The organism is Variovorax sp. FG153 (assembly GCF_057809595.1).
Genome location: NZ_JBMDKG010000001.1, coordinates 320,306 through 343,943, shown reverse-complemented (window position 1 = coordinate 343,943; position 23,638 = coordinate 320,306). Strand labels below are relative to the sequence as shown.

General features: G+C 69.6%; 20 protein-coding genes. 11 read left to right on the top strand and 9 right to left on the bottom strand.

The genetic code is table 11. The features are described from left to right. Positions 1-91 precede the first annotated feature (91 nt). Positions 92-1,366, bottom strand: coding sequence for an ABC transporter substrate-binding protein (locus ACODT0_RS01580; protein ID WP_422098796.1), 1,275 nt, complete (start codon positions 1,364-1,366; stop codon positions 92-94). 144 nt (positions 1,367-1,510) lie between these two features. Here ACODT0_RS01580 and ACODT0_RS01575 point away from each other — a divergent pair, with 144 nt between their 5' ends. Beyond that, positions 1,511-1,945 (top strand): PaaI family thioesterase, encoded by a 435-nt coding sequence (locus ACODT0_RS01575; protein ID WP_296726504.1) that lies wholly within the window; start codon positions 1,511-1,513, stop codon positions 1,943-1,945. Between the two features lie 19 nt (positions 1,946-1,964). On the opposite strand, the gene ACODT0_RS01570 is transcribed toward ACODT0_RS01575, so the two are convergent. Then, the gene (locus tag ACODT0_RS01570; RefSeq protein ID WP_489040360.1) at positions 1,965-3,479 is read right to left on the bottom strand and encodes a tripartite tricarboxylate transporter permease; all 1,515 of its coding nucleotides are present in this window, start codon (positions 3,477-3,479) and stop codon (positions 1,965-1,967) included. A gap of 11 nt (positions 3,480-3,490) precedes the next feature. Beyond that, positions 3,491-3,979, bottom strand: coding sequence for a tripartite tricarboxylate transporter TctB family protein (locus ACODT0_RS01565; RefSeq protein WP_057593516.1), 489 nt, complete (start codon positions 3,977-3,979; stop codon positions 3,491-3,493). A 238-nt stretch (positions 3,980-4,217) separates the two neighbouring features. Between ACODT0_RS01565 and ACODT0_RS01560 the strand changes: the two genes are divergently transcribed. Both ACODT0_RS01560 and ACODT0_RS01555 read left to right on the top strand, forming a co-directional pair. After that, complete coding sequence (locus ACODT0_RS01560) at positions 4,218-4,634, top strand: MarR family winged helix-turn-helix transcriptional regulator (protein ID WP_057593515.1); 417 nt, start codon at positions 4,218-4,220, stop codon at positions 4,632-4,634. A gap of 94 nt (positions 4,635-4,728) precedes the next feature. Then, positions 4,729-5,031 (top strand): hypothetical protein, encoded by a 303-nt coding sequence (locus ACODT0_RS01555; protein WP_057593514.1) that lies wholly within the window; start codon positions 4,729-4,731, stop codon positions 5,029-5,031. Between the two features lie 134 nt (positions 5,032-5,165). On the opposite strand, the gene ACODT0_RS01550 is transcribed toward ACODT0_RS01555, so the two are convergent. Next, complete coding sequence (locus ACODT0_RS01550; protein ID WP_057593510.1) at positions 5,166-6,374, bottom strand: ABC transporter substrate-binding protein; 1,209 nt, start codon at positions 6,372-6,374, stop codon at positions 5,166-5,168. 193 nt (positions 6,375-6,567) lie between these two features. Between ACODT0_RS01550 and ACODT0_RS01545 the strand changes: the two genes are divergently transcribed. The 4 genes from ACODT0_RS01545 to ACODT0_RS01530 are packed head-to-tail and all read left to right on the top strand — an operon-like array spanning position 6,568 to position 11,727. Beyond that, on the top strand, positions 6,568-7,785 hold the full coding sequence (locus ACODT0_RS01545) for a cytochrome P450 (RefSeq protein ID WP_057593509.1): 1,218 nt from the start codon (positions 6,568-6,570) through the stop codon (positions 7,783-7,785). Then, positions 7,782-9,002 carry a CaiB/BaiF CoA transferase family protein gene (locus tag ACODT0_RS01540; protein ID WP_489040359.1) on the top strand — a complete coding sequence of 407 codons (1,221 nt, stop codon included), beginning with the start codon at positions 7,782-7,784 and terminating at the stop codon, positions 9,000-9,002. The genes ACODT0_RS01545 and ACODT0_RS01540 overlap by 4 nt, the downstream gene beginning before the upstream one ends. Beyond that, on the top strand, positions 8,999-9,991 hold the full coding sequence (locus tag ACODT0_RS01535) for an NADPH:quinone reductase (RefSeq protein ID WP_489040358.1): 993 nt from the start codon (positions 8,999-9,001) through the stop codon (positions 9,989-9,991). Before ACODT0_RS01540 ends, ACODT0_RS01535 begins: the two co-directional genes overlap by 4 nt. A 35-nt stretch (positions 9,992-10,026) precedes the next feature. Then, positions 10,027-11,727 carry an FAD-dependent oxidoreductase gene (locus ACODT0_RS01530; RefSeq protein WP_489040357.1) on the top strand — a complete coding sequence of 567 codons (1,701 nt, stop codon included), beginning with the start codon at positions 10,027-10,029 and terminating at the stop codon, positions 11,725-11,727. On the opposite strand, the gene ACODT0_RS01525 is transcribed toward ACODT0_RS01530, so the two are convergent. Continuing rightward, on the bottom strand, positions 11,709-13,538 hold the full coding sequence (locus tag ACODT0_RS01525; protein ID WP_489040356.1) for a histidine kinase: 1,830 nt from the start codon (positions 13,536-13,538) through the stop codon (positions 11,709-11,711). The genes ACODT0_RS01530 and ACODT0_RS01525 overlap by 19 nt on opposite strands. Positions 13,539-13,821: 283 nt before the next feature. Here ACODT0_RS01525 and oxlT point away from each other — a divergent pair, with 283 nt between their 5' ends. Continuing rightward, positions 13,822-15,153, top strand: a complete 1,332-nt coding sequence (oxlT, locus tag ACODT0_RS01520) for an oxalate/formate MFS antiporter (RefSeq protein WP_261206040.1) — start codon at positions 13,822-13,824, stop codon at positions 15,151-15,153. 59 nt (positions 15,154-15,212) lie between these two features. Here oxlT and ACODT0_RS01515 read toward each other — a convergent pair whose 3' ends face one another. Then, positions 15,213-15,962 (bottom strand): response regulator, encoded by a 750-nt coding sequence (locus ACODT0_RS01515; RefSeq protein WP_422098780.1) that lies wholly within the window; start codon positions 15,960-15,962, stop codon positions 15,213-15,215. A 235-nt stretch (positions 15,963-16,197) separates the two neighbouring features. Here ACODT0_RS01515 and ACODT0_RS01510 point away from each other — a divergent pair, with 235 nt between their 5' ends. Further along, entirely contained in the window at positions 16,198-18,435 is a 2,238-nt protein-coding gene (locus ACODT0_RS01510; RefSeq protein ID WP_057593503.1) for an NADP-dependent isocitrate dehydrogenase, read from the top strand. Positions 18,436-18,461: 26 nt separating this feature from the next. After that, complete coding sequence (locus ACODT0_RS01505) at positions 18,462-18,806, top strand: DUF1161 domain-containing protein (protein WP_261206042.1); 345 nt, start codon at positions 18,462-18,464, stop codon at positions 18,804-18,806. Positions 18,807-18,818: 12 nt separating this feature from the next. On the opposite strand, the gene ACODT0_RS01500 is transcribed toward ACODT0_RS01505, so the two are convergent. Together ACODT0_RS01500 and ACODT0_RS01495 are read right to left on the bottom strand one after the other, a co-directional pair. Next, the gene (locus ACODT0_RS01500) at positions 18,819-20,300 is read right to left on the bottom strand and encodes an FAD-dependent monooxygenase (RefSeq protein WP_489040354.1); all 1,482 of its coding nucleotides are present in this window, start codon (positions 20,298-20,300) and stop codon (positions 18,819-18,821) included. After that, positions 20,297-21,319, bottom strand: a complete 1,023-nt coding sequence (locus ACODT0_RS01495) for a GlxA family transcriptional regulator (RefSeq protein ID WP_489040353.1) — start codon at positions 21,317-21,319, stop codon at positions 20,297-20,299. The genes ACODT0_RS01500 and ACODT0_RS01495 overlap by 4 nt, the downstream gene beginning before the upstream one ends. 40 nt (positions 21,320-21,359) lie before the next feature. On the opposite strand from ACODT0_RS01495, the gene ACODT0_RS01490 reads away from it, so the two are divergent. Beyond that, positions 21,360-22,505: a DJ-1/PfpI family protein gene (locus ACODT0_RS01490; protein ID WP_489040352.1), complete on the top strand. Its 1,146-nt coding sequence runs from the start codon at positions 21,360-21,362 to the stop codon at positions 22,503-22,505. Here ACODT0_RS01490 and psrA read toward each other — a convergent pair whose 3' ends face one another. Next, the gene (psrA, locus tag ACODT0_RS01485; RefSeq protein ID WP_489040351.1) at positions 22,506-23,603 is read right to left on the bottom strand and encodes an iron-containing alcohol dehydrogenase PsrA; all 1,098 of its coding nucleotides are present in this window, start codon (positions 23,601-23,603) and stop codon (positions 22,506-22,508) included. Between the last annotated feature and the right edge of the window lie 35 nt (positions 23,604-23,638).

Here is a 23,638-nt window from a genome sequence, read left to right as displayed (position 1 = left end):
GGGAGACCTCAGGAGATGTCGGACGAACTTCTCCGCGCACGCGCTCCCCGCCCTGACTCGCGCCAGGGAGGCGTGCAGGAGAACGAGGGGCTCAGTTGTTCGCGCGCTGCGCCCAGCCCGGAACGGGCCAGACGGGCTTGGTGCCCGCCGCCCGGTTGGCCAGCGGCCACACCGTGCGGCGCTTGCCGTCGATGTTCTCGGAGATGACGCCGTGGGCGAAGGTGTTCTGGCCCTGCTCGTCGAACTTGATGCGCTGATAGCCGGGGAACAGCGCGGGCCCGGCGCTGATGTCCGTCGCGGACAGCGCATCCCGCAGCGCCTGGCGCTCGGCGCTCTTGCCGCGCTCGAGTGCATCGGCGATCACGTAGACCGCCGACAGGCCCTGCGAGACGTAGGCGCTCATGCCATAGCCGAGCAGTTCGCGCGTGCGCTTGTCCGCCGCGTGCAGCAACGGATCCTTGTTCACTTCGAGCGCGTCGACCTGCCAGTCCTCCTGCACGAAGTAGTAGGCCACCGACTTCGGTGCGACCGTCGCGTAGAAGCTCGGGTCCTCGGTGCCGCCCCCCGCCGAATGCACGCCGAACGGAAGGTCCAGCCGCTGTTCGGCCAGCTGCCGCGTGAAGAGCAACTGGTCGGGCGTGTACAGCGCGAGGATCAGTGCGTCGGGCTTGGCGGCGCGGATCTTCAGCAGCTGCGAGGTGAAGTCGACCTGGTTCGGCGGCGCGGGCTCGTCGAGCACGATCTCCAGCCCGTACGAGGCCGCCATCTTGCGCACGTTGGCGACATGCGAGCGGCCCCAGTCGCCGCCTTCATAGAACAGCGCCACGCGCTTGACCGACTTGCCGGTCTCCTTCGCGAGGAGCGCCATGGCCTCGAGCTGCTCCCGCGCATCGTAGGTGGCCTTGTTGTTGATGCGGAACACGTACTTGAAATTGCGCTCGGTGATCTCGTCCTTGACCGCGCCCACGGCAACCCAGGGGGTCTTGTTGCGCTCGGCCAGTTCGGTGGCGGGGAAGGTGACGGCGCTGTTGAACGCGCCGCACAGCACCGCGACGTTCTCGCGCTGGATCAGCCGCTCGGTTTCCGAGACCCCCACGTCGGCCTTGGATTGCGAGTCGCCGAAGATGGCCTGCAGCTTGGCGCCGCCCAGCGACTTGATGCCACCGGCCGCGTTGACCTGCTCCACGGCCGCGATGACGCCGGCGCGCGTCTGGTTTCCAACGGCGGCCGACCCACCGCTGAGCGGTAGTACGCAACCCAGTTTGACCGTGGTCTGAGCCACGGCGGTTCCGGCCAGGCCGAGGCCCAGCGCCATCGCCATCAGCCATTGGCGACGGCCCGTCGATTGCCTTGAAAGTCCACTCATGCTTGTCTCCGCTTTGTGTTGATCGCGTGCAGAGTGTGGACATCCGGCCAGGCTTCACCGGCGGAAAAGCGGTGCATCGTTCACTATGTGAACATGTCAGAAACCCTGAGTCGCCGGCGGCACGGTCGATCGCACCATCGCGCCATGCGCATCGACTCAACGGTTCCCCAAGGCTTCTTACCCTCCGACCTCGACGAGGGATTTCTCGTGCACGTGGGCCCGCTCTACATGCGGCCGCATCGCAAGGAGTCGCGCGAGTTCGTGCTGGCGTTGCGGGCGGGCGCGCAGCATGCGAACCGCTATGGCGTGGTGCACGGCGGCCTGCTGGCCACGCTGGCGGACACGGCCATCGGCGCCAACCTCGCGCGCACGGGCGCCGGCTCGTCGGTCGACACCACGCTGACCGTCAACCTGACGCTGAACTACATCGCGGGGGCGCAGGTCGGCGACTGGATCGAAGCGCATGTGCGGCTCGTGAAGGGGCATGGACGGGTTCGCTTCGGCGAATGCGACGTGGTCTGCGGCGAGAAGCTGCTGGTGCAGGCCAGCGCTTCGTTCTATGTGCCGGCGCCGCGCTGACGCCAGGCGCCCGGCGGACTCACCCCTCCTCGACGAACGCCTCCTCGCGCTTCGAGCGCACCGCCGGCGACAGCACGATCACCAGCAGCAGCGCCGCGCCGATCAGCAGCCCGGCCGAGATCGGCCGCGTCGCGAACACGCTCCAGTCGCCACGCGACAGCAGCAGCGCGCGCCGCAGGTTCTCTTCCATCATCGGCCCGAGGATCAGGCCCAGCAGCAGCGGCGCGGGCTCACAGCCCAGCTTCAGGAAGGCGTAGCCGACGATGCCGAAGAAGCCCACCATCCAGACGTCGAAGGTGTTGTTGTTGGTCGAGTACACGCCGATCGCGCAGAACAGCACGATGGCCGGGAACAGCCAGCGGTAGGGGATCGACAGCAGCTTGATCCAGATGCCGATCATCGGCAGGTTCAACACGATCAGCATCAGGTTGCCGATCCACATCGAGGCGATCAGCCCCCAGAACAGTTCGGGGTTGCTGGTCATGACCTGCGGGCCCGGCTGGATGTTGTGGATCGTCATCGCGCCCACCATCAGCGCCATCACCGGGTTGCCCGGAATGCCGAGCGTCAGGAGCGGAATGAACGAGGCCTGGGCACCGGCATTGTTGGCCGACTCGGGGCCGGCCACGCCGCGGATATTGCCCTTGCCGAAGGGAATCTCGCCTGGCTTGAGGCTGAGCTTCTTCTCGAGCGTGTAGGAAGCGAAGGCCGACAGCAGCGAGCCGCCGCCGGGCAGGATGCCCAGCGAGCAGCCGAGCGCCGTGCCGCGCAGCACGGCCGGAAACATGTTGCGGAAGTCTTCCTTGGTGGGCATGAGGCCGTGCAGCTTCGCCGTGAAGACCTCGCGCTCCTCCTCGGGTTGCGAGAGGTTCGCGATGATCTCGCCGTAGCCGAAGATGCCCATCGCGATGGCGATGAAGCTGATGCCGTCGGTGAGCTCGGGAATGTCGAAGCTGAAGCGCGCCACGCCCGAGTTCACGTCGGTGCCCACCAGGCCCAGCAGCAAACCCAGCATGATCATGCAGATGGCCTTGATCAGCGAGCCCGAGGCCAGCACCACCGCGCCGATCAGGCCCAGCACCATCAGCGAGAAGTACTCGGCCGGGCCGAACTTGAAGGCCAGCTCGGTCAGCGGCGGCGCGAAGGCGGCCAGGATCAGCGTGCCCACGCAGCCCGCGAAGAACGAGCCCAGGCCGGCCGCGGCGAGCGCGGGCCCTCCCCGGCCCTGCCTGGCCATCTGGTGGCCGTCGATCACGGTCACGACCGAGGAGGACTCCCCGGGCAGGTTCACGAGGATCGCGGTGGTCGAGCCGCCGTACTGCGACCCGTAGTAGATGCCCGCCAGCATGATGAGCGCGGCCACGGGCGGCAGCGCGTAGGTCGCGGGCAGCAGCATCGCGATGGTCGCGACGGGGCCGATGCCGGGCAGCACGCCGATCAGCGTACCGAGCAGGCAGCCGATGAAGGCGTAGACCAGGTTCTGCAGCGTGAAGGCCGCCGCGAAGCCGATGGAGAGGTTGTTGATGAGGTCCATGGCGCTCGTCCTCAGCCGCTGATGAAGGTGGGCCAGACCTGGAACTGCAGGCTCAGGCCGACGATGAAGGTGAGGTAGCTGCCGATCGCGAGGATGGTGCCGAGGATCAGCGCGGTGCGCATCGAGAAGCGCGGCCCCGCGACGCTCGCGACGGCGACCAGCGCGTAGATCGCCGCGATCAGGCCCATGGCCGGCACGCCCCAGGTCGGCAGGCCGCCGAGCAGCACGCCGAACACCAGGTTGGCGCCGATGATCAGCAGCAGCGGCTTCCAGGCGATGCGGCCGACCGGCTCGCCGCCGGCCGCGCCGAAACGCAGCGAGCCCGCCAGCACGACGGCACCGCCGATCGCCAGCAGGATCCCCAGCACGAGCGGGAAGTAACCCGGGCCCATGCGCGCCCCGCTGCCGATGGTGTAGTTGGTGGCACCGATCGCGAAGGCCGCGCCGACGCAGATGAACATGATTCCAGACAGAAAGTCCTTCTGGCTCTTGATCTTCATGGATGAGGAGGAGGGAACGCCGCGACCTTCCGCGCCGAAGGACGCGGGTGGGGCGAAGCGGGGGTGTTGTCGACAACGGACGCCGGGGCGTTCGCGCGGAAGAACCGGTCGCCGCCTCGCGGTCAGCTTCCGATCAGTTTCATCATGCTATGACATGTTTTATGTCACAGCATGAGTGATTACCCTCTGGGCCCGCGCAACGGCTGATACATTGCGGTCTCCTTTGCCGATCCCGCCCATGCCGACTTCCTCCAGCCCGCTCCAGAAGCAGCGCTTCGAAGCCCTCTCCGATTTCCGCTACACGCTGCGCAGCTTCCTGCGCTTCAGCGAGGACGCCGCGCGCGAGGAAGGCATCACCGCGCTGCAATACCAGCTGCTGCTGCACACGCAGGGCTTTCCGGGCCGCGACTGGGCCTCGATCGGCGAGCTGGCGGAACGCCTGCAGGCGCAGCCGCACGGCGTGGTGGCGCTGGTGTCGCGCTGCGAGGAAGCGGGCCTGGTCGTGCGCAAGCCCAGCGCCGTCGACCGGCGCCAGGTGGAGGTGCACCTGCTGCCCGCGGGCCGCAAGAAGCTCGCGCGGCTCGCGACCGAACACGCCGGGCAGCTCGCGACCCTGGCCGAGGTGGTGCGGCTGGCGAGCAGCCTGCGCGACTGAGGCCGCGGGCCGCCGTCTTGTAACAGCCGGCATCGTGCGCGGGCCGGTCGTTAAAATCCGCGACTTTCCTTCAATCCCCTCTTTCGCATCCACCATGCTCCTTCGCTTCCCCGCACGCTCCGCCCTCCTCCTGTGTTCGCTGCTTGCCACCGCCGCCGTGCGGGCCGAACCCGCCGACGCGATGGAGATGGCCGAACGCTATGCGGATGCGGAGCACTGCATGGAGCGGATCATCGGCAAGCGCTGGGAGATGCGCTATGGCGTGGAGCTCGCGCGCAACCAGTGGGGCGCGCTCGAGCCCACGGGCCGCTCGATGGACAGCGCGCCGCAGGCGATCCGCATGGCCGACATGAGCTGCCGGCGCGAACTCAGCATCGAGCGCCAGCCGCGGCCCTGACACCGCGCGTGTTGCAAGGTGTGAAGAAACCGTAGCGAGCGCCCCGAGGTCGCGCCGAGGACCGGAGCCGTACCTTGTACGGTGAGGACCGCAGGTGCGAGATCGGGGCGCGCAGCAGGTTTATTCACACCTTGTCAGCGCTCGATGGTGATCAGTTCAGTCATGGGCTTCCATGACTTGCCATCGAACTGTGCGAGCCGCGCCTGCCGGATCGGGTAGTAGTCGTCGGCGCGGAAGTTGATCTTCATGCCGGGCAGCAGCATGCCCAGTTCGATGTCCTTGAGCCCCTGCACCTGCTTGAGGAAGTTCTCGCGCGTGAGGTTGTCGCCACAGCGCTCGAGCACCAGCGCCGTGAGCTGCGCGCCCATGTAGGTGTAGACCGAGGTGGTGTCGCCCGGATCGTCGTTGGGCAGGTACTTCTTGAAGAAGGCCAGGTACTCCTGCATCGCCTTGTCGTTGTTCCAGGTCGGGTCCGACGGCGTCTTGAACCAGTAGCTCGACACCAGCCCCACCGAATTGTCGAGGCCGGCCGGGGTCAGCACGCCGCTGATCGAGCTCGACACGTAGGGCACGATGTAGAACGGCTTCCAGCCGATCGCCGCCGTCTTGCGGATCGCCTGCGCCTGCGCCTTGTTCGAGGTGAAGGCCACCAGCACCTCGGCGCCCGAGGCCTGCAGCTGCAGGATCTGCGAGTCGACGGTCGGGTCGCTCATCTCCTGGCTCACCTCCTTCACGATGTTCGACTGCTTCGCGCCGAGCGCCTTGCGGAAACCGCGCATGTAGGACTTGCCCACGTCGTCGTTCTGGTAGAGCACGCCGATCTTCGCGTTGGGCTTGGACTCGGCGAGGTACTTGCCGTAGATCGAACCCTCGATGTCGTAGGCAAAGGAGAAGGGCACGGTCCACGGCGTGGTGGCCGAATCGTGCAGGTTCGGGCTCGAGGCATAGAAGAACACCTGCGGCACCTTCTTGCCGTTGAGGTACTTCTGCACCGAGGTCTGCGAGGCCGTGCCCATGGAGTTGACCAGCGCCAGCACCTGGTCGGACTCGACCAGCTTGCGCGTGCCCTCCACGGTCTTGGGCGGGCTGTAGGCATCGTCGACCGACAGCAGGTTGATCTTGCGCCCGTTGACCCCGCCCCTGGTCTCGTTGAGCATCTTGAAGTAGGCCACCGACATGCGGCCCACCATCGAATAGGCCGAGCCGGGGCCGCTGTAGGCCACGGTCTGGCCGAGCTTGATCTCGGTGTCGCTGGCACCGGGGCCATAGGTCTTCTGGGCCTGTGCCGTCGCCGCGGTCGCGAAGGCGGTGCAGGCCACGAGGGCTAGCAGGGAAGCGCGCATGTGTGTGTCTCCTGGTTCCGGGGGATGGTCGTTCTTCGAGCCGGCGCGAGTACATCAAGCGGAGCGCGCGGCGTCTGTCCCCTTGCCGGGGACGCAAGCGCGCAATGAGCCCGCGCCGTCCCCGTCAAGGGGACTGACGAGCGGCGGGAGCGCATCGAGACTCGATGCATTCCCCCACGCCAGGAGCCCCTGCATGACCACCACCGCCGAACCCGTCGCGCTGCGCGACGCGCCCGTGCTGGACATCGACCCGTACGCGATCGAGGTGCTGCTCGATCCCTATCCGTTCCACGAGGCGCTGCGCGAAGCCGGTCCCGTGGCCTACATCGCGCCGCACGGCATCTATGCCGTGGGCCGCCATGCCGAGGCCAAGACGGTGCTGGCCGACCATGCGCGCTTCACCAACGCGGGCGGCATCGGCATCCAGGACATCCGCAAGCCCGGCGAGTTCCGCATCCCGAGCCGGCTGCTCGAGGCCGACCCGCCCGATCACACGAAGATCCGCTCGGTGGTCACGCGCCTGCTGTCGCCGCTCGTGATCCGGCGCTGGAAGGAAGGCTTCGATCGCAAGGCCGAGGCCCTGGTCGATCGGCTGCTGGAGCAGCGCGAGTTCGACGGCGTGGAAGACTGCGCCGAGCGCTTCGTGCTCGAGGCCTTTCCGGCCGCGGTGGGCGTGCGCCTGCCACGCACCGAGACCCTGGCCATCGGCGAGATGCGCTTCAACCAGAGCGGGCCGCGCAACGCGCTCTACGAGCGCGCGATGCAGGCCGCGCAGCCCTACCTCGCATGGTTCGAGGAGAGCGTGTCGCGCCAGGGCGTGATTCCCGACTCGATCGCCGAGCTGCTGTTCCGCGCCGAGGACGCGGGCGAGCTCGACGAAGGCATCGCCTCGAACGTGGTGCGCAGCTTCGTGGGCGGCGGCACCGACTCGACCATCGCCGGCATCGGCTTCACGCTGCACCAGCTCGCGAAGAACCCGGCGCAGTGGGAGCGCGTGCGCGCCGAGCCGGCCAAGGTCAAGGCCGCGTTCGAGGAAGGCATCCGGCACGAGACGCCGTTCCAGGTCACCTACCGCACCACGCGCGGCGAGACCGAGCTCTCGGGCGTGCGCCTGGCCCCCGACACCAAGATCGGCGTGTTCATGGGTGCGGCCAACCGCGACCCGCGCCAGTTTCCCGAGCCCGAGCGCTTCGACGTCGACCGCCCCGCGCTCGCGGGCAGCCACGTGGCGCTGGGCAACGGCATCCATGCCTGCATCGGCCAGATGCTCGCGCGCCAGGAATCGGAGGCGCTGATCGGCGCGCTGAGCCGCCGCGTGGCGCGCATGGAACTCACGGCGCCGGCCAGCTACCGGCCGATCAACCAGATGCGCACGCTCGACCGGCTGCCGATGCGCATCGTGCCGGCATGACGGCGGGCAGCGAAGCGCACGGTCCGCTCGCGGGCCTGAAGGTGCTCGAGATGGGCCAGCTGATCGCGGGCCCCTTCGCCGCCAAGACGCTCGGCGACTTCGGCGCCGAGGTCGTCAAGATCGAGCCGCCCGGCGCCGGCGATCCGCTGCGCAAGTGGCGGCTGCTGAAGGACGGCACCTCGGTCTGGTGGCAGGTGCAGTCGCGCAACAAGCGCTCGATCGCGCTCGATCTGCGGGACAGCGAGGCGCAGGCCATCGTGCGCCGGCTGGCCGCCGAGTCGGACGTGCTGATCGAGAACTTCCGCCCCGGCGCGCTCGAGGGCTGGGGGCTCGGTCCCGAGGCGCTGCTCGAGGCCAACCCGCGGCTGATCGTGCTGCGCGTGAGCGGCTACGGCCAGACCGGCCCCTACCGCGACCGCCCCGGCTTCGGCGTGGTGGCCGAGGCCATGGGCGGGCTGCGCCATCTCACGGCCGAACCCGGCCGGGTGCCGGTGCGCGTGGGCATCTCGCTGGGCGACACGCTGGCCGCGCTGCATGGCGTGATCGGCATCCTGATGGCGCTGCAGGAGCGCCAGCGCTCTGGCCGCGGTCAGGTGATCGACGTGGCGCTCTACGAGGCGGTCTTCAACTGCATGGAGAGCCTGCTGCCCGAGTACAGCGCCTTCGGCGCGGTGCGCGGCGCGGCCGGCAGCGCCCTGCCCGGCATCGCGCCGAGCAATGCCTACCTCTGCGGCGACGGCGGCTATGCGCTGATCGCGGGCAACGGCGACAGCATCTTCCGCCGGCTCATGACCACGATCGAGCGACCCGATCTCGCGGCCGATCCGGCGCTGGCCGACAACGCCGGCCGCGTCGCGCGCGTGGCCGAGCTCGATGCCGCCATCGGCGCCTGGACCGCGCGGCACGAGGTGGCCGAGGTGCTCGCGCGGCTCGACGCGGCCTCGGTGCCGGCCGGGCGCATCTATTCGGTGGCCGACATCACGGCCGATCCGCACTATCTCGCGCGCGGCATGCTGCAGACCATCGCCATGGGCGACGGCGATGCGCTGCAGGTGCCCGGCATCGTGCCCAAGCTCTCGCGCACGCCCGGCGCGCAGCGGCGCAATGCGCCGCGCCTCGGGCAGGACACCGACGCGGTGCTCGCCGAGATCGGCCTCACGCCCGCGCAGATCGCCGAGCTCAAGCGGCGCGGCGTCGTCGCGGGCAGCGAGGCATGAGCACGATGCGCGCCGCCTTCTATACGCGCCAGGGCGAAGCGGCCGAGGTGATCCGCGTCGGCGAGCAGCCGCGGCCCGAGCCCGGCCCGGGCGAGGTACGGGTGCGGCTTCGCAGCTCGGGCGTGAACCCCTCCGACTGGAAGATGCGGCGCGGCGGCGGCGGTCGCGCGCTGGTGGCGCCGCTGATCGTTCCGCACAGCGACGGCGCCGGCGTGATCGATGCGGTGGGCGATGGCGTGCCCGCCGCGCGCATCGGCGAACGCGTGTGGACCTGGAACGCCCAGTGGCGGCGCGCCTTCGGCACCGCGGCCGACTACGTCGCGCTGCCGTCCGCGCAGGCCGTGCCGCTGCCGGCCGCGCTGGGCTTCGCCGAGGGCGCCTGCCTGGGCATTCCCGCCTTCACCGCGCTGCATGCGGTGCGCCTGTCCGAATGCGGACCCGGCCAGCGCGTGCTGGTGGCCGGCGGCGCCGGGTCGGTGGGCCACTATGCGATCCAGTTCGCGAAGCTGCGCGGCGCGGAGGTCATCGCCAGCGTGAGTTCGGCGCGCAAGGCCGCGCACGCGGTCGCGGCCGGTGCCGACCATGTCGTGGACTACCGCGAGCAGGACCTCGGCGACAGCGTGCAGGCCCTCACGGGCGGCGCGGGCGTGGACCGCGTGATCGAGGTCGACCTCGCGAACAACGCGGCGCATTACCCCAAGCTGCTGAAGCCCGGCGCGCGCGTCGTGGTCTACGGCACGACCGGCATGGACGCCGTGCTGCCGGCCGTGGTGCTGATGCAGAAGAGCGCCGAACTGCGCTTCTTCACCATCTACGAGATCGCGCCCAGCGAGCGCGAGGCCTGCCTGCGCGAACTGCTGCCGCTGCTCGAGGACGACCTGCTGCTGCACACCATCGGCCAGTTGCTGCCGCTCGAGGAGATCGTGCGCGCGCACGAGCTGGTCGAGCGCGGCGAGGTGCTGGGCAACGTCGTGCTCGCGATCGACTGATCTTCATTCTTCCCATCGTTTCCCGGAGGTTCCCCATGATCGAAACCGACGTCGTCATCATCGGCAGCGGCGCGGCCGGGCTCACCGCCGCCATCACCGCGCGCCAGCTGGGCCTGGAGGTGCTGGTGGTCGAGAAAACCGCGCTGTTCGGCGGCACCACCGCCTACTCGGGCGGCGCGCCGTGGATTCCGTGCAACCACGTGATGAAGCAGATCGGCCTCGACGATTCGCGCGCGGCCGCCGAGACCTACCTGCGCGCCGTGCTCGGCGAGGCCTACCGCGACGACCTCGTCGCGAGCTACCTCGACCACGCGCCCGAGATGCTGGCCTTCATGGAGCGGCACTCCGAGGTGCGCTTCAAGCCCTTTCCGCTGCCCGACTACGAATCGGACCTGCCGGGCGCCGCGCGCAGCCGCTCGCTGCTGACCCAGGCCTTCGACGGCCGGCTGCTGGGCCACCGCCTGGCCGACCTGCGCATGCCGCTGCCGCAACTGATGCTGTTCGGCAGCATGCAGATCGAGGGCGCCGACATCCACCCGATGCGCCATGCGCTCAAGACCTGGGCTGGTTTTCGCCACACCGCGCGCGTGATGCGGCGCTTCGTCGCCGACCGGCTGCGCTACGGGCGCGGCACGCGCATCGTCAACGGCAACGCGCTGGCCGCGCGGCTGTTCCATTCGGCGATCCAGGCCGGCGTGACTTTGTGGAAGAACACGCCCGCGCTCGAACTGGCCATGGAAGACGGCCGCGTGACCGGCGTGGAGATCGAGCGCGAGGGCCGCCGCAAGCAGGTGCTCGCGCGGCGCGGCGTGCTGCTGGCCACCGGCGGCTATGGCGCGAGCGAGGCGATGCGCCGCAAGCACATTCCGTTCGCCGAGCACCACCATTCGCTGCAGCCCGAGGGCAACGTCGGCGACGGCGTGCGCCTCGGCGTGGCGGCCGGCGGGCTGCACGACCCGGCCCATGCGGGCGACTGCATCTGGACGCCGGTGTCGGTGCTGCGCAAGCCCGACGGCGGCATCGTCAGGTATCCGCACATCTTCATCGACCGCGCCATGCCCGGCTGCATCGCCGTGGGGCCCGATGGGCGGCGCTTCGTCAACGAGGGCGGGTCGTACCAGACCTTCGTGGGCACGATGCACCGGCGGGGCATCACCACCGCGCACCTGATCGCCAACCGCGACTTCCTGCGCCGCTACGGGCTGGGCCTCGCGCGGCCCGCGCCCTTCAGCGCGCGCTCGCTGATCGAGGCGGGCTACCTGGTCGAGGCGCCGACGCTGGCGCAGCTGGCCGGGCGGCTCCAGATCGATCCGGGCGAACTCGAGGCCACGGTGCGGCGCTTCAACGAAGGCGCGGCGCGCGGCGAGGACCCGGAGTTCGGCAAGGGCGCCGACGCGCACTCGCGCTTTCGCGGCGACCAGACGCATGCGCCCAATCCGGGCGTGGCGCCGATCGGCGAAGGGCCCTACTACGCGCTCGCGCTGCATCCGGGCGATCTCAGCACGGTGGGCGGCCTCGAGACCGATGCCGAGGCCCGGGTGCTGACGCCACGGGGCGTACCGATCGAGGGGCTCTACGCGGCGGGGCTCGACATGAACTCCATCATGCGCGGACGCTATCCGGGCGGTGGCAGCAGCATCGGGCCGGCGATGACCTTCGGCTACATCGCGGCGCGGCAGATGGCGCAGGCGCGATCGTCGATGCCGCGGGCCGACGCTCAGACGATCGGCGCGTAGCCGGGCGCGGCCCAGCGCAGGCTCACGCGCGTGCCCTGCCCGGGCCGGCTGTCGATGTCCAGCCGCACACCCATCGCCTCGGCCTGCTCGCGCAAGCCGACCAGCCCGTAGTGCCCGGGCGCGATGGCCCGGCTGTCGAAGCCCACGCCATCGTCCGCGATCTCCAGGTGCAGAACGCCGGGGTCGGCACGCCGCAGGCGCAGGCCCAGATGCCGCGCGCCCGCGTGCCGCTCGACATTGCGCAGCAGCTCCTCGCACATGCGGTAGACCGTTTCCGCGGGCTCGGCGGCCAGCGCCGGCAGCCCGGGCGCGAGCTCGCAGTCCACGGCGATGCCCGTGCGCTCGCTGGTGCCCCTGGCCAGCTCGGTCAGCGCCGCGCCCAGCCCGATGTCGCGCACCGGGTTGCTGCGCAGCTGGTCGATGGCGCGGCGCGCCTCGGCCAGGCCCTCGCGCGCGGCCTGTTCGGCGCGCATCAGCTCGTCGGGCAGCTGCTGCGGCTGCGCGGTCGCGATGTGCTTGAGCACGCGGATCTCGGTGAGCATGGCCATCATCGAATGCGCCAGCGTGTCGTGCAGGTCGCGCGCCATGCGCAGGCGCTCGCGCATCACGGCGGACTCGCGCGACTCCTGCGCCAGCCGGCTGATCTCCATGGTGCGCTGGCGCACGCGCTCGTCGAGTTCCGCGTTGAGCAGGCGCAGTTCGTCGCGCTCGCGCTGCAGGGTGTCGAGCAGCCGGTCGAGCGCGGTGCCCAGGCGCGCCGCCTCGTCGGCGCCCTCGGGCACCTCGATGCGCGAGGCGCTGCCGGCGAGCACCGCATCGGCCGAGCTCGCGATCGCGCTCACGCGATGGGTCAGGCGGTGCGTCATCGCCACGCCGACCACCGCGGCGCACAGGCCCAGCATGCTGAGCACCAGCGTGATGCGCCATTCGATGGCGGTCGCGAACGAAGCCAGCGACGCCACCGGCTCCACCACCACCACGCGCCAGCCCAGGCGCCGCAAGGTGCCGTCGCGCTCGGTGCGCGGCGCCGCCACCAGGAAGGGCTTGTTGTCGACCAGCCGCCGCACCCGGATGCGCGCCGGCAGGTCGGCGCCATCGGTGCCCAGGCCCGCGACCGTCGGGTCGAAGGGCGCGGCCAGGTCGCCGCTCTCGCGCCAGCGCGTGCCGAGCAGGGCCGCCGGGCCGTGGCGCACCATGCCGTCGCGGTCGATCAGCAGCCACTCGCCCGGCGAGGCCTTGATGCCGGACACCGTGTGGTCCACCCACTGCCAACTGAGCTGCGCCGCGACCACGCCGACGATGGCGCCATCGGCATTGCTCACCGGCGCGCTGAGCTTGAGGAAATGCTCGCCCGGCGAGCGGCCCTCCTCGATCCACGCGTCGGCCAGCCCCTGCGAGATCCACGCATGCTGGTTGACGTTCTGGCCCACCACCTGGCTGTCGGTGGCGGCGACGATGAAGCCGTCCGCATCGGTCAGCGCCAGCCAGATCAGGTCCGGCACGCCACGGTGCACCGCCTCGAGCGAGCGCTGCCGCCACGCGGCATCGTCGCCCTGCACGTCCTGCGACAGGATCGAGGCCACCACGCTCACCGACTGCAGGCGCAACAGCATCGCGGTATCGAGCTCGGCGCTGACGTGCTCGCCGGCCGTCTCCAGCCGCTGCGAGTGCACCTCGAGCAGGGTCGAGCGCACGAAGCTGCGCAGCCAGAGATTGGCCGCCAGCGCCAGGCAGATGGCCAGCGCGATCATCAGCCAGCCGATCGCGGCGGCGAGGCTGCGCCGGGGGTCGATGCGCTGCAGCAGGCTCATCGAGCGGTCGAGGCCGGCGAGGCGGAAGGGGGGCGCGCGGTCATGGGCGGCGCATTGTCGCAAAGGACCCGTGGCGCGTCAGCCCATGACTTTCGGTATGGGCACTTACCCTGATATCTCGGGGTTTTCCTCGGGTCGCGGCGTGACTTCCGGCAGGCGCGAGCAGTTATTTTCGAGACGACAGTTGCGTCCATCGCGCAGCGTGTCGAGAGATGCGCCACATCCACCCAGTTCGACAGCGCCGCGACGCGATCGGCGTGACCTGCCAAGGAGACATTCGACAATGAGCACCCCCACATCCCTCTCGCCGGCCGTCGGCGCCTCCGCCGGCGTCCCGGTACGCTGGTACGCCAGCCGCTGGACGCAGCTGGTCGTCGGCATCGTCTGCATGATCGCAACCGCGAACATCCAGTACGCGTGGACGCTGTTCGTGCCCGAGATCCAGAAGTCCTTCGGCTGGGAACGCGCCTCGATCCAGATCGCCTTCACCATCTTCGTGCTGGTCCAGACCTGGCTGGCGCCGATCGAGGGCTACTTCATCGACAAGTTCGGGCCACGGCTGATCGTGGCCTTCGGCGCGGTCTTCATCGGCGCGGCCTGGGTCATCAACTCGCAGGCGACCACGCTGCTGGGCTTCTACATCGGCGCGGCCGTCGGCGGCATCGGCGTGGGATCGATCTACGCCACCTGCATCAACAACGCGCTCAAGTGGTTCCCCGACCGCCGCGGCCTGGCCGTGGGCCTGACCGCCGGCGGCTACGGCGCCGGCTCGGCCGCGACCATCCTGCCGATCGCCGCGATGATCGAGTCGTCGGGATTCCAGGAAGCCTTCTTCTTCTTCGGCGTGATGCAGGGTTCGCTGGCCTTCCTGGCCGCGTGGTTTCTGCGGGCCCCGAAGGCGCACGAGATCCGCGCCTCGGCCAAGCTCACCCAGAGCCGCCGCGACTACACGCTGAAGGAGGCGCTCAACACCCGCCTGTTCTGGCTGATGCTGCTCATGTTCTCGTGCGTGGTCACCGGCGGCATGATGGCCGTGGCGCAACTGGGCGTGATCGCGCAGGATCTGGGCGTGAAGGAGTTCAAGGTCGACCTCTACTTCTTCGTCATGGCCGCGCTGCCGCTGGCGCTGATGCTCGACCGCGTGATGAACGGCATCTCGCGCCCCCTGTTCGGCTGGATCTCCGACCACATCGGCCGCGAGAAGACCATGGTGATCGCCTTCACGCTCGAAGGCATCGGCATCATCGCGCTGGGCTACTTCGGCCACAACCCGTGGGCCTTCCTGATCCTGTCGGGCGTGGTGTTCCTGGCCTGGGGCGAGGTCTATTCGCTGTTCTCCGCACTGGCCGGCGACGCCTTCGGCACCAAGCACATCGGCAAGATCTACGGCGTGCTGTACTGCGCCAAGGGCATCGGCGCGCTGTTCGTGCCCATCGGCAACCTGATGATGGAAGCCACCGGCACCTGGTCGACCGTGCTCTACACCGTGGCGGGACTGGACCTGTTCGCAGCCTTCCTGGCCATCGTGGCGCTGCGGCCGATGCTCAAGGCGCACGTCGAGGCCTCGTCCGCGAATCCCGCGGGCAAGCATGGACGCTTCGGATTGAGCGAATGACCCGCTTCAGCGAATGAGCGGATGAACGACGCCGGGCACGACCCGGCGTCTTTTTTTTCTCAGGGCTGTTTTCTTCGCGCGAGCACGAGCACCGCCAGTTCGGTGCGCGTGTTCGCGTGAAGCTTCTGCATGATGCGGCTCGCGTGGTTCTTCACCGTGCCTTCGGCCAGGTTCAGCGCCGCCGCGATCTGACGGTTGCTCTGGCCCTTGGCGATCAGGTCGAGCACCACGGCCTCGCGCTCGGTCAGGGGGTCGGGCGCCTCCTGCACTTCGGCCGACTCGGGCTCGGCGCAGGCCGGCGGGTCTTCCGCCGCCACGTCCTGCGCCACGTGGTTGGCCAGCAGCCGGAACTGGTCCATCACCTTGCGCGCGATCTGCGGCGTCATGCGCGACTCGCCGCGATGCACCGCGCGCACCGTGTCCAGCACCTCGTCCTCCGAGGCGTCCTTGAGCAGGTAGGCCTGCGCGCCGGCGCGCACCGCGTCGAACACCAGGTCGTCGCGGTCGAAGGTGGTCAGCACCATCACGCGGGTACGCGGCAGCGCGGCCGTGATCTCGCGCGTGGCCAGCACGCCGCTCTGGCGCGGCATGCGCAGGTCCATCAGCACCACGTCGGGCAGCAGGCGCCGCGCCAGCTCAACCACCTCCATGCCGTCGGCGGCCTGGCCGACCACCTGGATGTCGGATGCAGCGTCCAGCAGCATGGCCATGCCGCGGCGGATCAGGGGCTGGTCGTCGGCGACGAGGACGCGGATCTGCGGATCGGTGGGCGCAAGGGGGGGAACGGCCGAAACGGTGGTGGCGCTCATGGGGGCCTCATTGTGCGATGCAAGGCGGCCCGCGGCGGGCAGGGATGGCCCTGAGGTCCGGGGATATTTTCGGGTTCCGGGCGCCTGAGACACCCCCCCGCACCAGGGTTTCGGGGGCCCATTGGCCAGCCCCGGCCCCGGTCGCGCGACAATCCGGGGTTACGGCCAAAAAAGGGCCACCCCCTGACGGCCGGAAATTCCAGCACTTGACAACCTGCATCTACGGAAGAAGCGCATGAGCACGAAGCAACCCACCATCGTCTACACCCTGACCGACGAGGCGCCCCTGCTGGCGACCTACGCATTCCTGCCCATCATCCGCGCCTTCGCGAATCCGGCCGGGATCAACGTCGAAACCAGCGACATCTCCGTGGCGGCCCGCATCCTGGGCGAGTTCCCCGAACTGCTGAGCGACGACCAGAAAGTGCCGGACAACCTCGCCGAGCTGGGCAAGCTGACCCTCAAGCCCGAAGCCAACATCATCAAGCTGCCCAACATCAGCGCCTCGGTGGCCCAGCTCAAGTCGGCCATCAAGGAACTGCAGGGCAAGGGCTACAAGATCCCCGACTACCCCGAAAACCCGACCACGGACGAGGAAAAGGACATCCGCGCGCGCTACAACAAGTGCACCGGCAGCGCCGTGAACCCCGTGCTGCGCGAAGGCAACTCCGACCGCCGCGCGCCCAAGGCCGTCAAGGAATACGCCCGCAAGAACCCGCACAGCATGGCCGACTGGAGCCAGGCCTCGCGCTCGCACGTCTCGCACATGCACGGCGGCGACTTCTACCACGGCGAGAAGTCCATGACCCTGGACCGCGCGCGCAACGTCAAGATGGAGCTCATCACCAAGAGCGGCAAGACCATCGTGCTCAAGCCCAAGGTCGCGCTGCTGGACCGCGAGGTCATCGACTCCATGTTCATGAGCAAGAAGGCCCTGCTCGAGTTCTACGAGAAGGAGATCGAGGACGCGCACAAGACCGGCGTGATGTTCTCGCTGCACGTCAAGGCCACCATGATGAAGGTCTCGCACCCCATCGTGTTCGGCCACTGCGTGAAGATCTTCTACAAGGAAGCCTTCGAGAAGCACGGCAAGCTGTTCGACGAGCTGGGCATCAACGTCAACAACGGCATGGTCGACCTCTACAACAAGATCGCCACCCTGCCCCAGAGCACCCAGGACGAGATCAAGCGCGACCTGCACGCCTGCCACGAGCACCGCCCCGAACTCGCCATGGTCGACTCGGCCAAGGGCATCACCAACTTCCACTCGCCCAACGACGTGATCGTGGATGCCTCCATGCCCGCGATGATCCGCAACGGCGGCAAGATGTGGGGCGCCGACGGCCGCCTGAAGGACGTGAAGGCCGTGATGCCCGAATCGACCTTCGCCCGCATCTACCAGGAGATGATCAACTTCTGCAAGTGGCACGGCGCCTTCGACCCCAAGACCATGGGCACCGTGCCCAACGTCGGCCTGATGGCGCAGAAGGCCGAGGAGTACGGCTCGCACGACAAGACCTTCGAGATCCCCGAGGACGGCGTCGCCAACATCACCGACCTGGACACCGGCGAAGTGCTGATGAGCGAGGACGTGGAGCAGGGCGACATCTGGCGCATGTGCCAGGTCAAGGACGCCGCGATCCGCGACTGGGTCAAGCTGGCCGTCACGCGCGCGCGCAACTCCGGCATGCCGGTCGTGTTCTGGCTCGACGCCTACCGCCCGCACGAGGCCCAGCTGATCACCAAGGTCAAGATGTACCTGCACGAGCACAACACCTCGGGCCTGGACATCCAGATCATGAGCCAGGTGCGCGCCATGCGCTACACGCTGGAACGCGTGGTCCGCGGCCTCGACACCATCAGCGCCACCGGCAACATCCTGCGCGACTACCTGACCGACCTGTTCCCGATCATGGAGCTGGGCACCTCGGCCAAGATGCTGTCGATCGTGCCGCTGATGGCCGGCGGCGGCCTCTACGAGACCGGCGCGGGCGGCTCGGCCCCCAAGCACGTGCAGCAGCTGGTGGAAGAGAACCACCTGCGCTGGGATTCGCTCGGCGAGTTCCTCGCGCTGGCCGTGAGCCTGGAGGACCTGGGGATCAAGACCGGCAACCAGAAGGCCAAGATCCTCGCCAAGACCCTGGACACCGCCACCGGCAAGCTGCTCGACAACAACAAGAACCCCTCGCCCAAGACCGGCCAGCTCGACAACCGCGGCAGCCAGTTCTACCTGGCGATGTACTGGGCGCAGGAACTGGCCGCGCAGACCGACGACAAGGAGCTGCAGGCCGCCTTCGTCAAGCTGGCCGACACCCTCGCCGCCAACGAGCAGAAGATCGTCGAGGAACTCGCCGCCGTGCAGGGCAAGGCCGTGGACATCGGCGGCTACTACCTTGCCGACAAGGTGAAGTTCGAGGCCGTGATGCGCCCGAGCGCCACGCTCAACGCGGCGCTGGCCTCGGCCCAGGGCTGATCGGCATCGCGCGGGTGGCAGCAGCCATGAAGCCCTCCTGGCTCGCGATGCTCCCCGCCGTGCTGGCCCTGGCCGGCGCGGCGGGCAGCGCGCACGCGGCCGAGGACTGCGAGGCCCTGCGCACCCGCATCGAGTCGAAGATCGCCGCCGCCGGCGTGGCGCGCTTCACCGTGGCCGTCGTCGATGCCAACGCGTCGACGAGCGGGCAGGTGGTGGGCAGCTGCGAGCTGGGCAGCAGGAAGATCGTCTATGAGAGGGACGTCGGTACTGGCGCGGGTTCTGCGCCGGGACCGGGCTCGGCTTCCGTGGGGGAGCCGATGCTGACCGAGTGCAGGGATGGGACTGTGTCGATGGGTGGGGATTGCAAGTAGCGTCCTGACGCTTCAGGTCGTGCATGGCGCCGCAACCCAGGTGGCCAGGGCTTCTTCAAGCCCCTCCCACGATGACTCCCCGACCCACGCCACGTAGCCGTCGGGCCTGACCCACACGGCCGCTGGCGCACCGACCTCGCCGAGCACCGGGAGCTCCCAGGTGCCATCGAAGCCGGCGTCGATCACCTGGACCTTGTCGGCCAGGCGTTTCGCATCCAGGCCGCCCGGAACCCCGAAATTCAGCAGCAGCGGCCGCGCCGAATGCATCAGCGCGAAGACGCGCTTCGTACCTTCCGCAGTCACGACCTCGAGATCCGGCATCCTCCTGCCCACCAGCGGATGCCCCTCCCCCAGGTCATACCGGATGTCCAACCCCGACATCATTCCCGCGAAGCGCTTGCGCGGCTCCTCCATCCGAAGCAGTTCCGACACGCTCTCCGCCAACGCCTTGCTGCGATCGTCCTGCCGCCGCAGCGCGACCTGCGCCAGCGAATTGCGCAGCACCAGCGCCCCTACCGGATGCCGCTCCGCCTGATAGCTGTCGAGCAGGCTGTCCGGCGAGATCCCCTTGACCACTTGCGCCAGCTTCCACCCGAGGTTGAAGGCATCCTGCACGCCGAGATTGAGCCCCTGCCCGCCCGCCGGGTAGTGCACATGCGCCGCATCTCCGGCCAACAGCACGCGCCCCTTGCGATAGCTGGCCGCCTGCCGCGCCATGTCCGTGAATCGCGAGATATGAAGCGGGCTGTGTACGCCGAAGTCGGTGCCGTAATGCGCGATCAGGCCTTCGCTCAGATCGCGCAGCGTGGGCTGGTCCGCGTGCCCCACTTCGCGCTCCGTCACCATGATCCGCACGGTCTTCCCGTCGTCCATGCGGCTCAGGCCGTGGGTGCCGATCGCGTCGTGCCGCATGCCCCACACGGGCTCCTCGGCGACCTCCGCTTCGGCGAGGATGTGGCTGATCGTGGCATCCCATCCCGGAAACTCGATCCCCGCCGCTTTCCGGATCACGCTGCGCCCACCATCGCAACCGACCAGGTATTGCGTACGCAGCGTCTGGCCGTCGCGCAAATGGACGTCGACACCGGCCTCGTCCTGATCGAAGCCGACCACCTCGCGCTCCCGATACGTGGTCACGCCCAGTTCGGCAATCCATCCCGCAAGAATGCGCTCGATGTGCTTCTGCCACAGCGCCAGTCCGTAGTTGTGCCGCGTCGGGAAATCGCTGATGTCGAGCCGGTTGAGGCCGAACGCGGCCACCTGGGCGGTCTGCCCCTCGGCCAGGAACCGGTCGACGATGCCGCGCTGGTCGAAGATCTCGAGAGTGCGCGCATGCAGGCCGCCGGCGCGCGATCCTTCGATATCCTGGTTCGAGCGCCGCTCGAGGATCGCGACATCGACGCCGGCCAGCGCCAGTTCGCCCGCGAGCATCATGCCGGTGGGGCCGGCGCCCGCGATCAGCACCGCGTGGCCGGACGGCTTCGTTTCGCTCATTCCCATGTCCCTCCTCGTGTTTCGACCCGCGCCGCATCGCGCCATCCGCCCGGCGTCACCCCATGCAGCCGCACGAACGCGCGCTGCAACGCATCCACCGACCGAAACCCGCTGCGGCTCGCGATCCGTTCCTGCGTCCACCCGGTCTGCCGCAGCAACTGCGCCGCCGCCGCCACGCGCGTGCGCTCGACGAAGCGCGCGGGCGTGCACCCGGTCTCGGCCGCGAAGGCGCGCGCGAAGTTGCGCGGGCTCATGCCGGCGCGCTCGGCCAGCACCTCGACCGCGAGGTCTTCCCGCGGATGGGTGCCGATCCATGCGACCAGTTCGCGCAGCCGATGGCTCGCGCTGGCCTGCGCCTGGAGCGCGGGGGTGAGCTGCGGCTGCTCGCCGCCGCGCAGCATCGGCAGCGCCAGGGTGCGCGCGATGTCCATCGAGACCTCGTGGCCCAGGTCGTCCTCGACCAGCGCGAGCGCGAGTTCGATGCCGGTGACCACGCCCGCAGAAGTCCAGACCTTGCCGTCGCGCACGTAGATGCGCTGTTGCCGCACGCGCACCTGCGGACGCAGCTCCTGCAGCATCTCGCACACGCGCCAGTGGGTGGTGGCCTCGCGCCCGTCGAGCAGGCCGGCCGCGGCCAGCGCGAAGGCGCCGCTGCACACGCTCGCGACGCGGCGCACGCGCGGCGCGGCCTGGGCGATCCAGTCGCCGATGCGCTGCTCGAGGATGGCGTGGCGCACGGCGGGTTCGTCGCCGCCGGCCACGATCAGGGTGTCGATGGCCCCGGGCAATGCATCCAGGCTGCAAGTGCCACCCAGTTGCAGGCCGCTGTTGGTCGACACGGTGCCGCCACCCGGCGAGGCGATCAGCACCTCGTAGCTGCCGGGTCGTAATTGCTCGGCCTTGCTGAACACGCTGGCGGGGCCCGCGACGTCGATGGCCTCGACGCCGTCGAACGCGACCAGCACGACGGTGCTGGCAGGAACCGCGGCTTCTTCGTCCTTGTGGGTGGGGGTCGGCATTCCTAAGCTCGGTGCATCGAGGTCATGAAGGGGATTCTCCATGTGGAACGGGCTGCGTGCGCTGCTGTGCGCGAGTATGGCGGCGATCGGGTTGGCGGGATGCGGCACGGGCACGCGCGATGCGGCGGTGCCGCCCGCGGCGCACGACGAGGCGGCGCTCGCGCGCGACCGGCAGGCTTTCGTCGAGGCCATGAAGCCGCGCCGGCCCGGCCGGCCGGTGGTCGCCATGCTGGCGCTCAACGAGGGCACCGAGCTCACCGACCTGCTGCTGCCCCACGCGGTGCTGCAGCGCGCCGACGTGGCCGAAGTGCGGATCGTGGCGCCGCGCGCGGGCCGGGTCACGCTGTTCCCGGCGCTGCAGGTCGAGGGCGCACAGGACTTCGCCACCTTCGACCGCGCCCATCCCGCGGGCGCCGACTACGTGATTGTGCCCGCGATGGAGCCGGCCGATGCGCCCGCGGTGAGGGCCTGGCTGCAACAACAGGCCAGCCGGGGCGCGCGTGTGATCGGCGTGTGCTCGGGCGCGCTCGTGCTCGCGCAGGCCGGCCTGCTCGACGGCCGGCGCTTTGCCGGCCACTGGTACGACCGCGGCACGCTGCGCCAGCGGCCCGGCGCCACGCACGTGCCCGACCGGCGCTACCTGGTCGACCGCGACGTGGCGACGACCACCGGCATCACGGCCTCGGTGCCCGCGACGCTCGCGCTGGTCGAGGCGATCGGCGGGCCCGCGAAGGCCGCGGCGATGGCGGCCGAACTCGGCGTGGACGGTTGGAGCCCCGCGCATGCGAGCGCGCCCTTCAGCCTCACGACCGCCCGCGGCGCCGAGTACCTGTTCAACAAGGCCGCGTTCTGGCGCGGCGAGCGCCGCCGGCTCGAGGTGCGCGATGGTGCCGACGACATCGCGCTCGCGCTGGCCACCGATGCGTGGACGCGCACGGGGCATGTCGATGTCGAGGCGGTCTCGTCCTCGGGCCCGGTGAAGCTGCGCAGCGGTCTCGTGCTGGTGGCCGGCCCCGCCACGCGCGAAGTACAGCCGCTGCCGCTGGTGGCCGCGCTCAAGCCGGTGCAGCAGCTCGACCGCACGCTGTGCGAGATCGCGGGCCGCTACGGCAACGCGCGGCGCGACTGGGTGATGCAGGAGATGGAATACCCGCGCACGGCGGCGAACACCGCCCGCGCGTGCTGATCAGCCGGCGTCCGCGGCGATGAAGTTGCGCCCGCGCGCACCGGCCAGCGCCTGCAGGATGCGCTCGCTCCAGTCCGCCTCGGGAATGCCATAGCTCAGCGGATCGACGCTCACGCCCAGCCCCTCCAAGAAGGCGCTCAGCGACGCGACGGCCTGCTCGATGTCGTGCGCATCGAACACCGACAGCAGCAACGCATCGAGCGCCGGATCGCGCCCGGCCGCGAGCTGCATGATGCGCGGCAGGCTGAACGAACACGCGATGCCGTGCGGCACGCCATGCCGCAGCGTGATGTCGTAGGACAGCGAATGCGCGAGCGCAGTGCGCGTGTTGGAGAACGCCAGGCCGGCCTGCAGCGCCGCGGTGGCCAGGCGCTCGCGCAGCTCGGGCCGGTCGGGCCGTGCCAGCAGTTCGGGCAGCGTGGCGACGATGCTGCGCGCCGCGCTCACAGCCAGGCTTGCCGACACCGGGTTGCGATGCACGTTCCACAGCGACTCGAGCGCATGCGACAGCGCATCGAGGCCGCTGGCCAGGGTGGCCGCATGCGGCAGGCTCAGCATCAGGTCGGCATCGACGATGGCGGCCTCGGGCCAGGTCCACGGCAGCTGCAGCGACAGCTTGCGCGCATGGGCCTGGTCCCACACGGTGGCCCAGGGCGTGACTTCACTGCCGGTGCCCGCGGTGGTGGGAATGGCCAGCAGCCGCCGGTGCCGCCGGGCCGCGGCCGGCGCGCTGTCGGCGCCTTCGAGCAGCGCGAGCAGTTCGTCGAAGCGCCCGGCCGCGGGGCGCGTGAGCATCACCTTCGCGCAGTCGATCACGCTGCCGCCACCGAGCGCGATGACGCAGTCGACCTCCGCTTGCTCGCGCCACAGCCGTTCGTACATCGGCGCCAGCCAGGCCACGTCGGGGTTCGGCAGCACCTCGGTCTCGACGCTCGCGAGGCGCTCGCCCAGCAGGCCGCGGATGCGATCGACGAGGCCGAGGCCGACCGCCTCGGGGAAGGCGATCAGGATCGCGCGGCGTGCGCCGAGCAGCCCGGGCAGCGCATCGAGCGAGCCGCAGCCGGCGTGCACGTCCACGGGGTTGTAGTAGGTCCACATGATGGGTTCGGGAAAGCTCGCGCCACGGCCGCGTC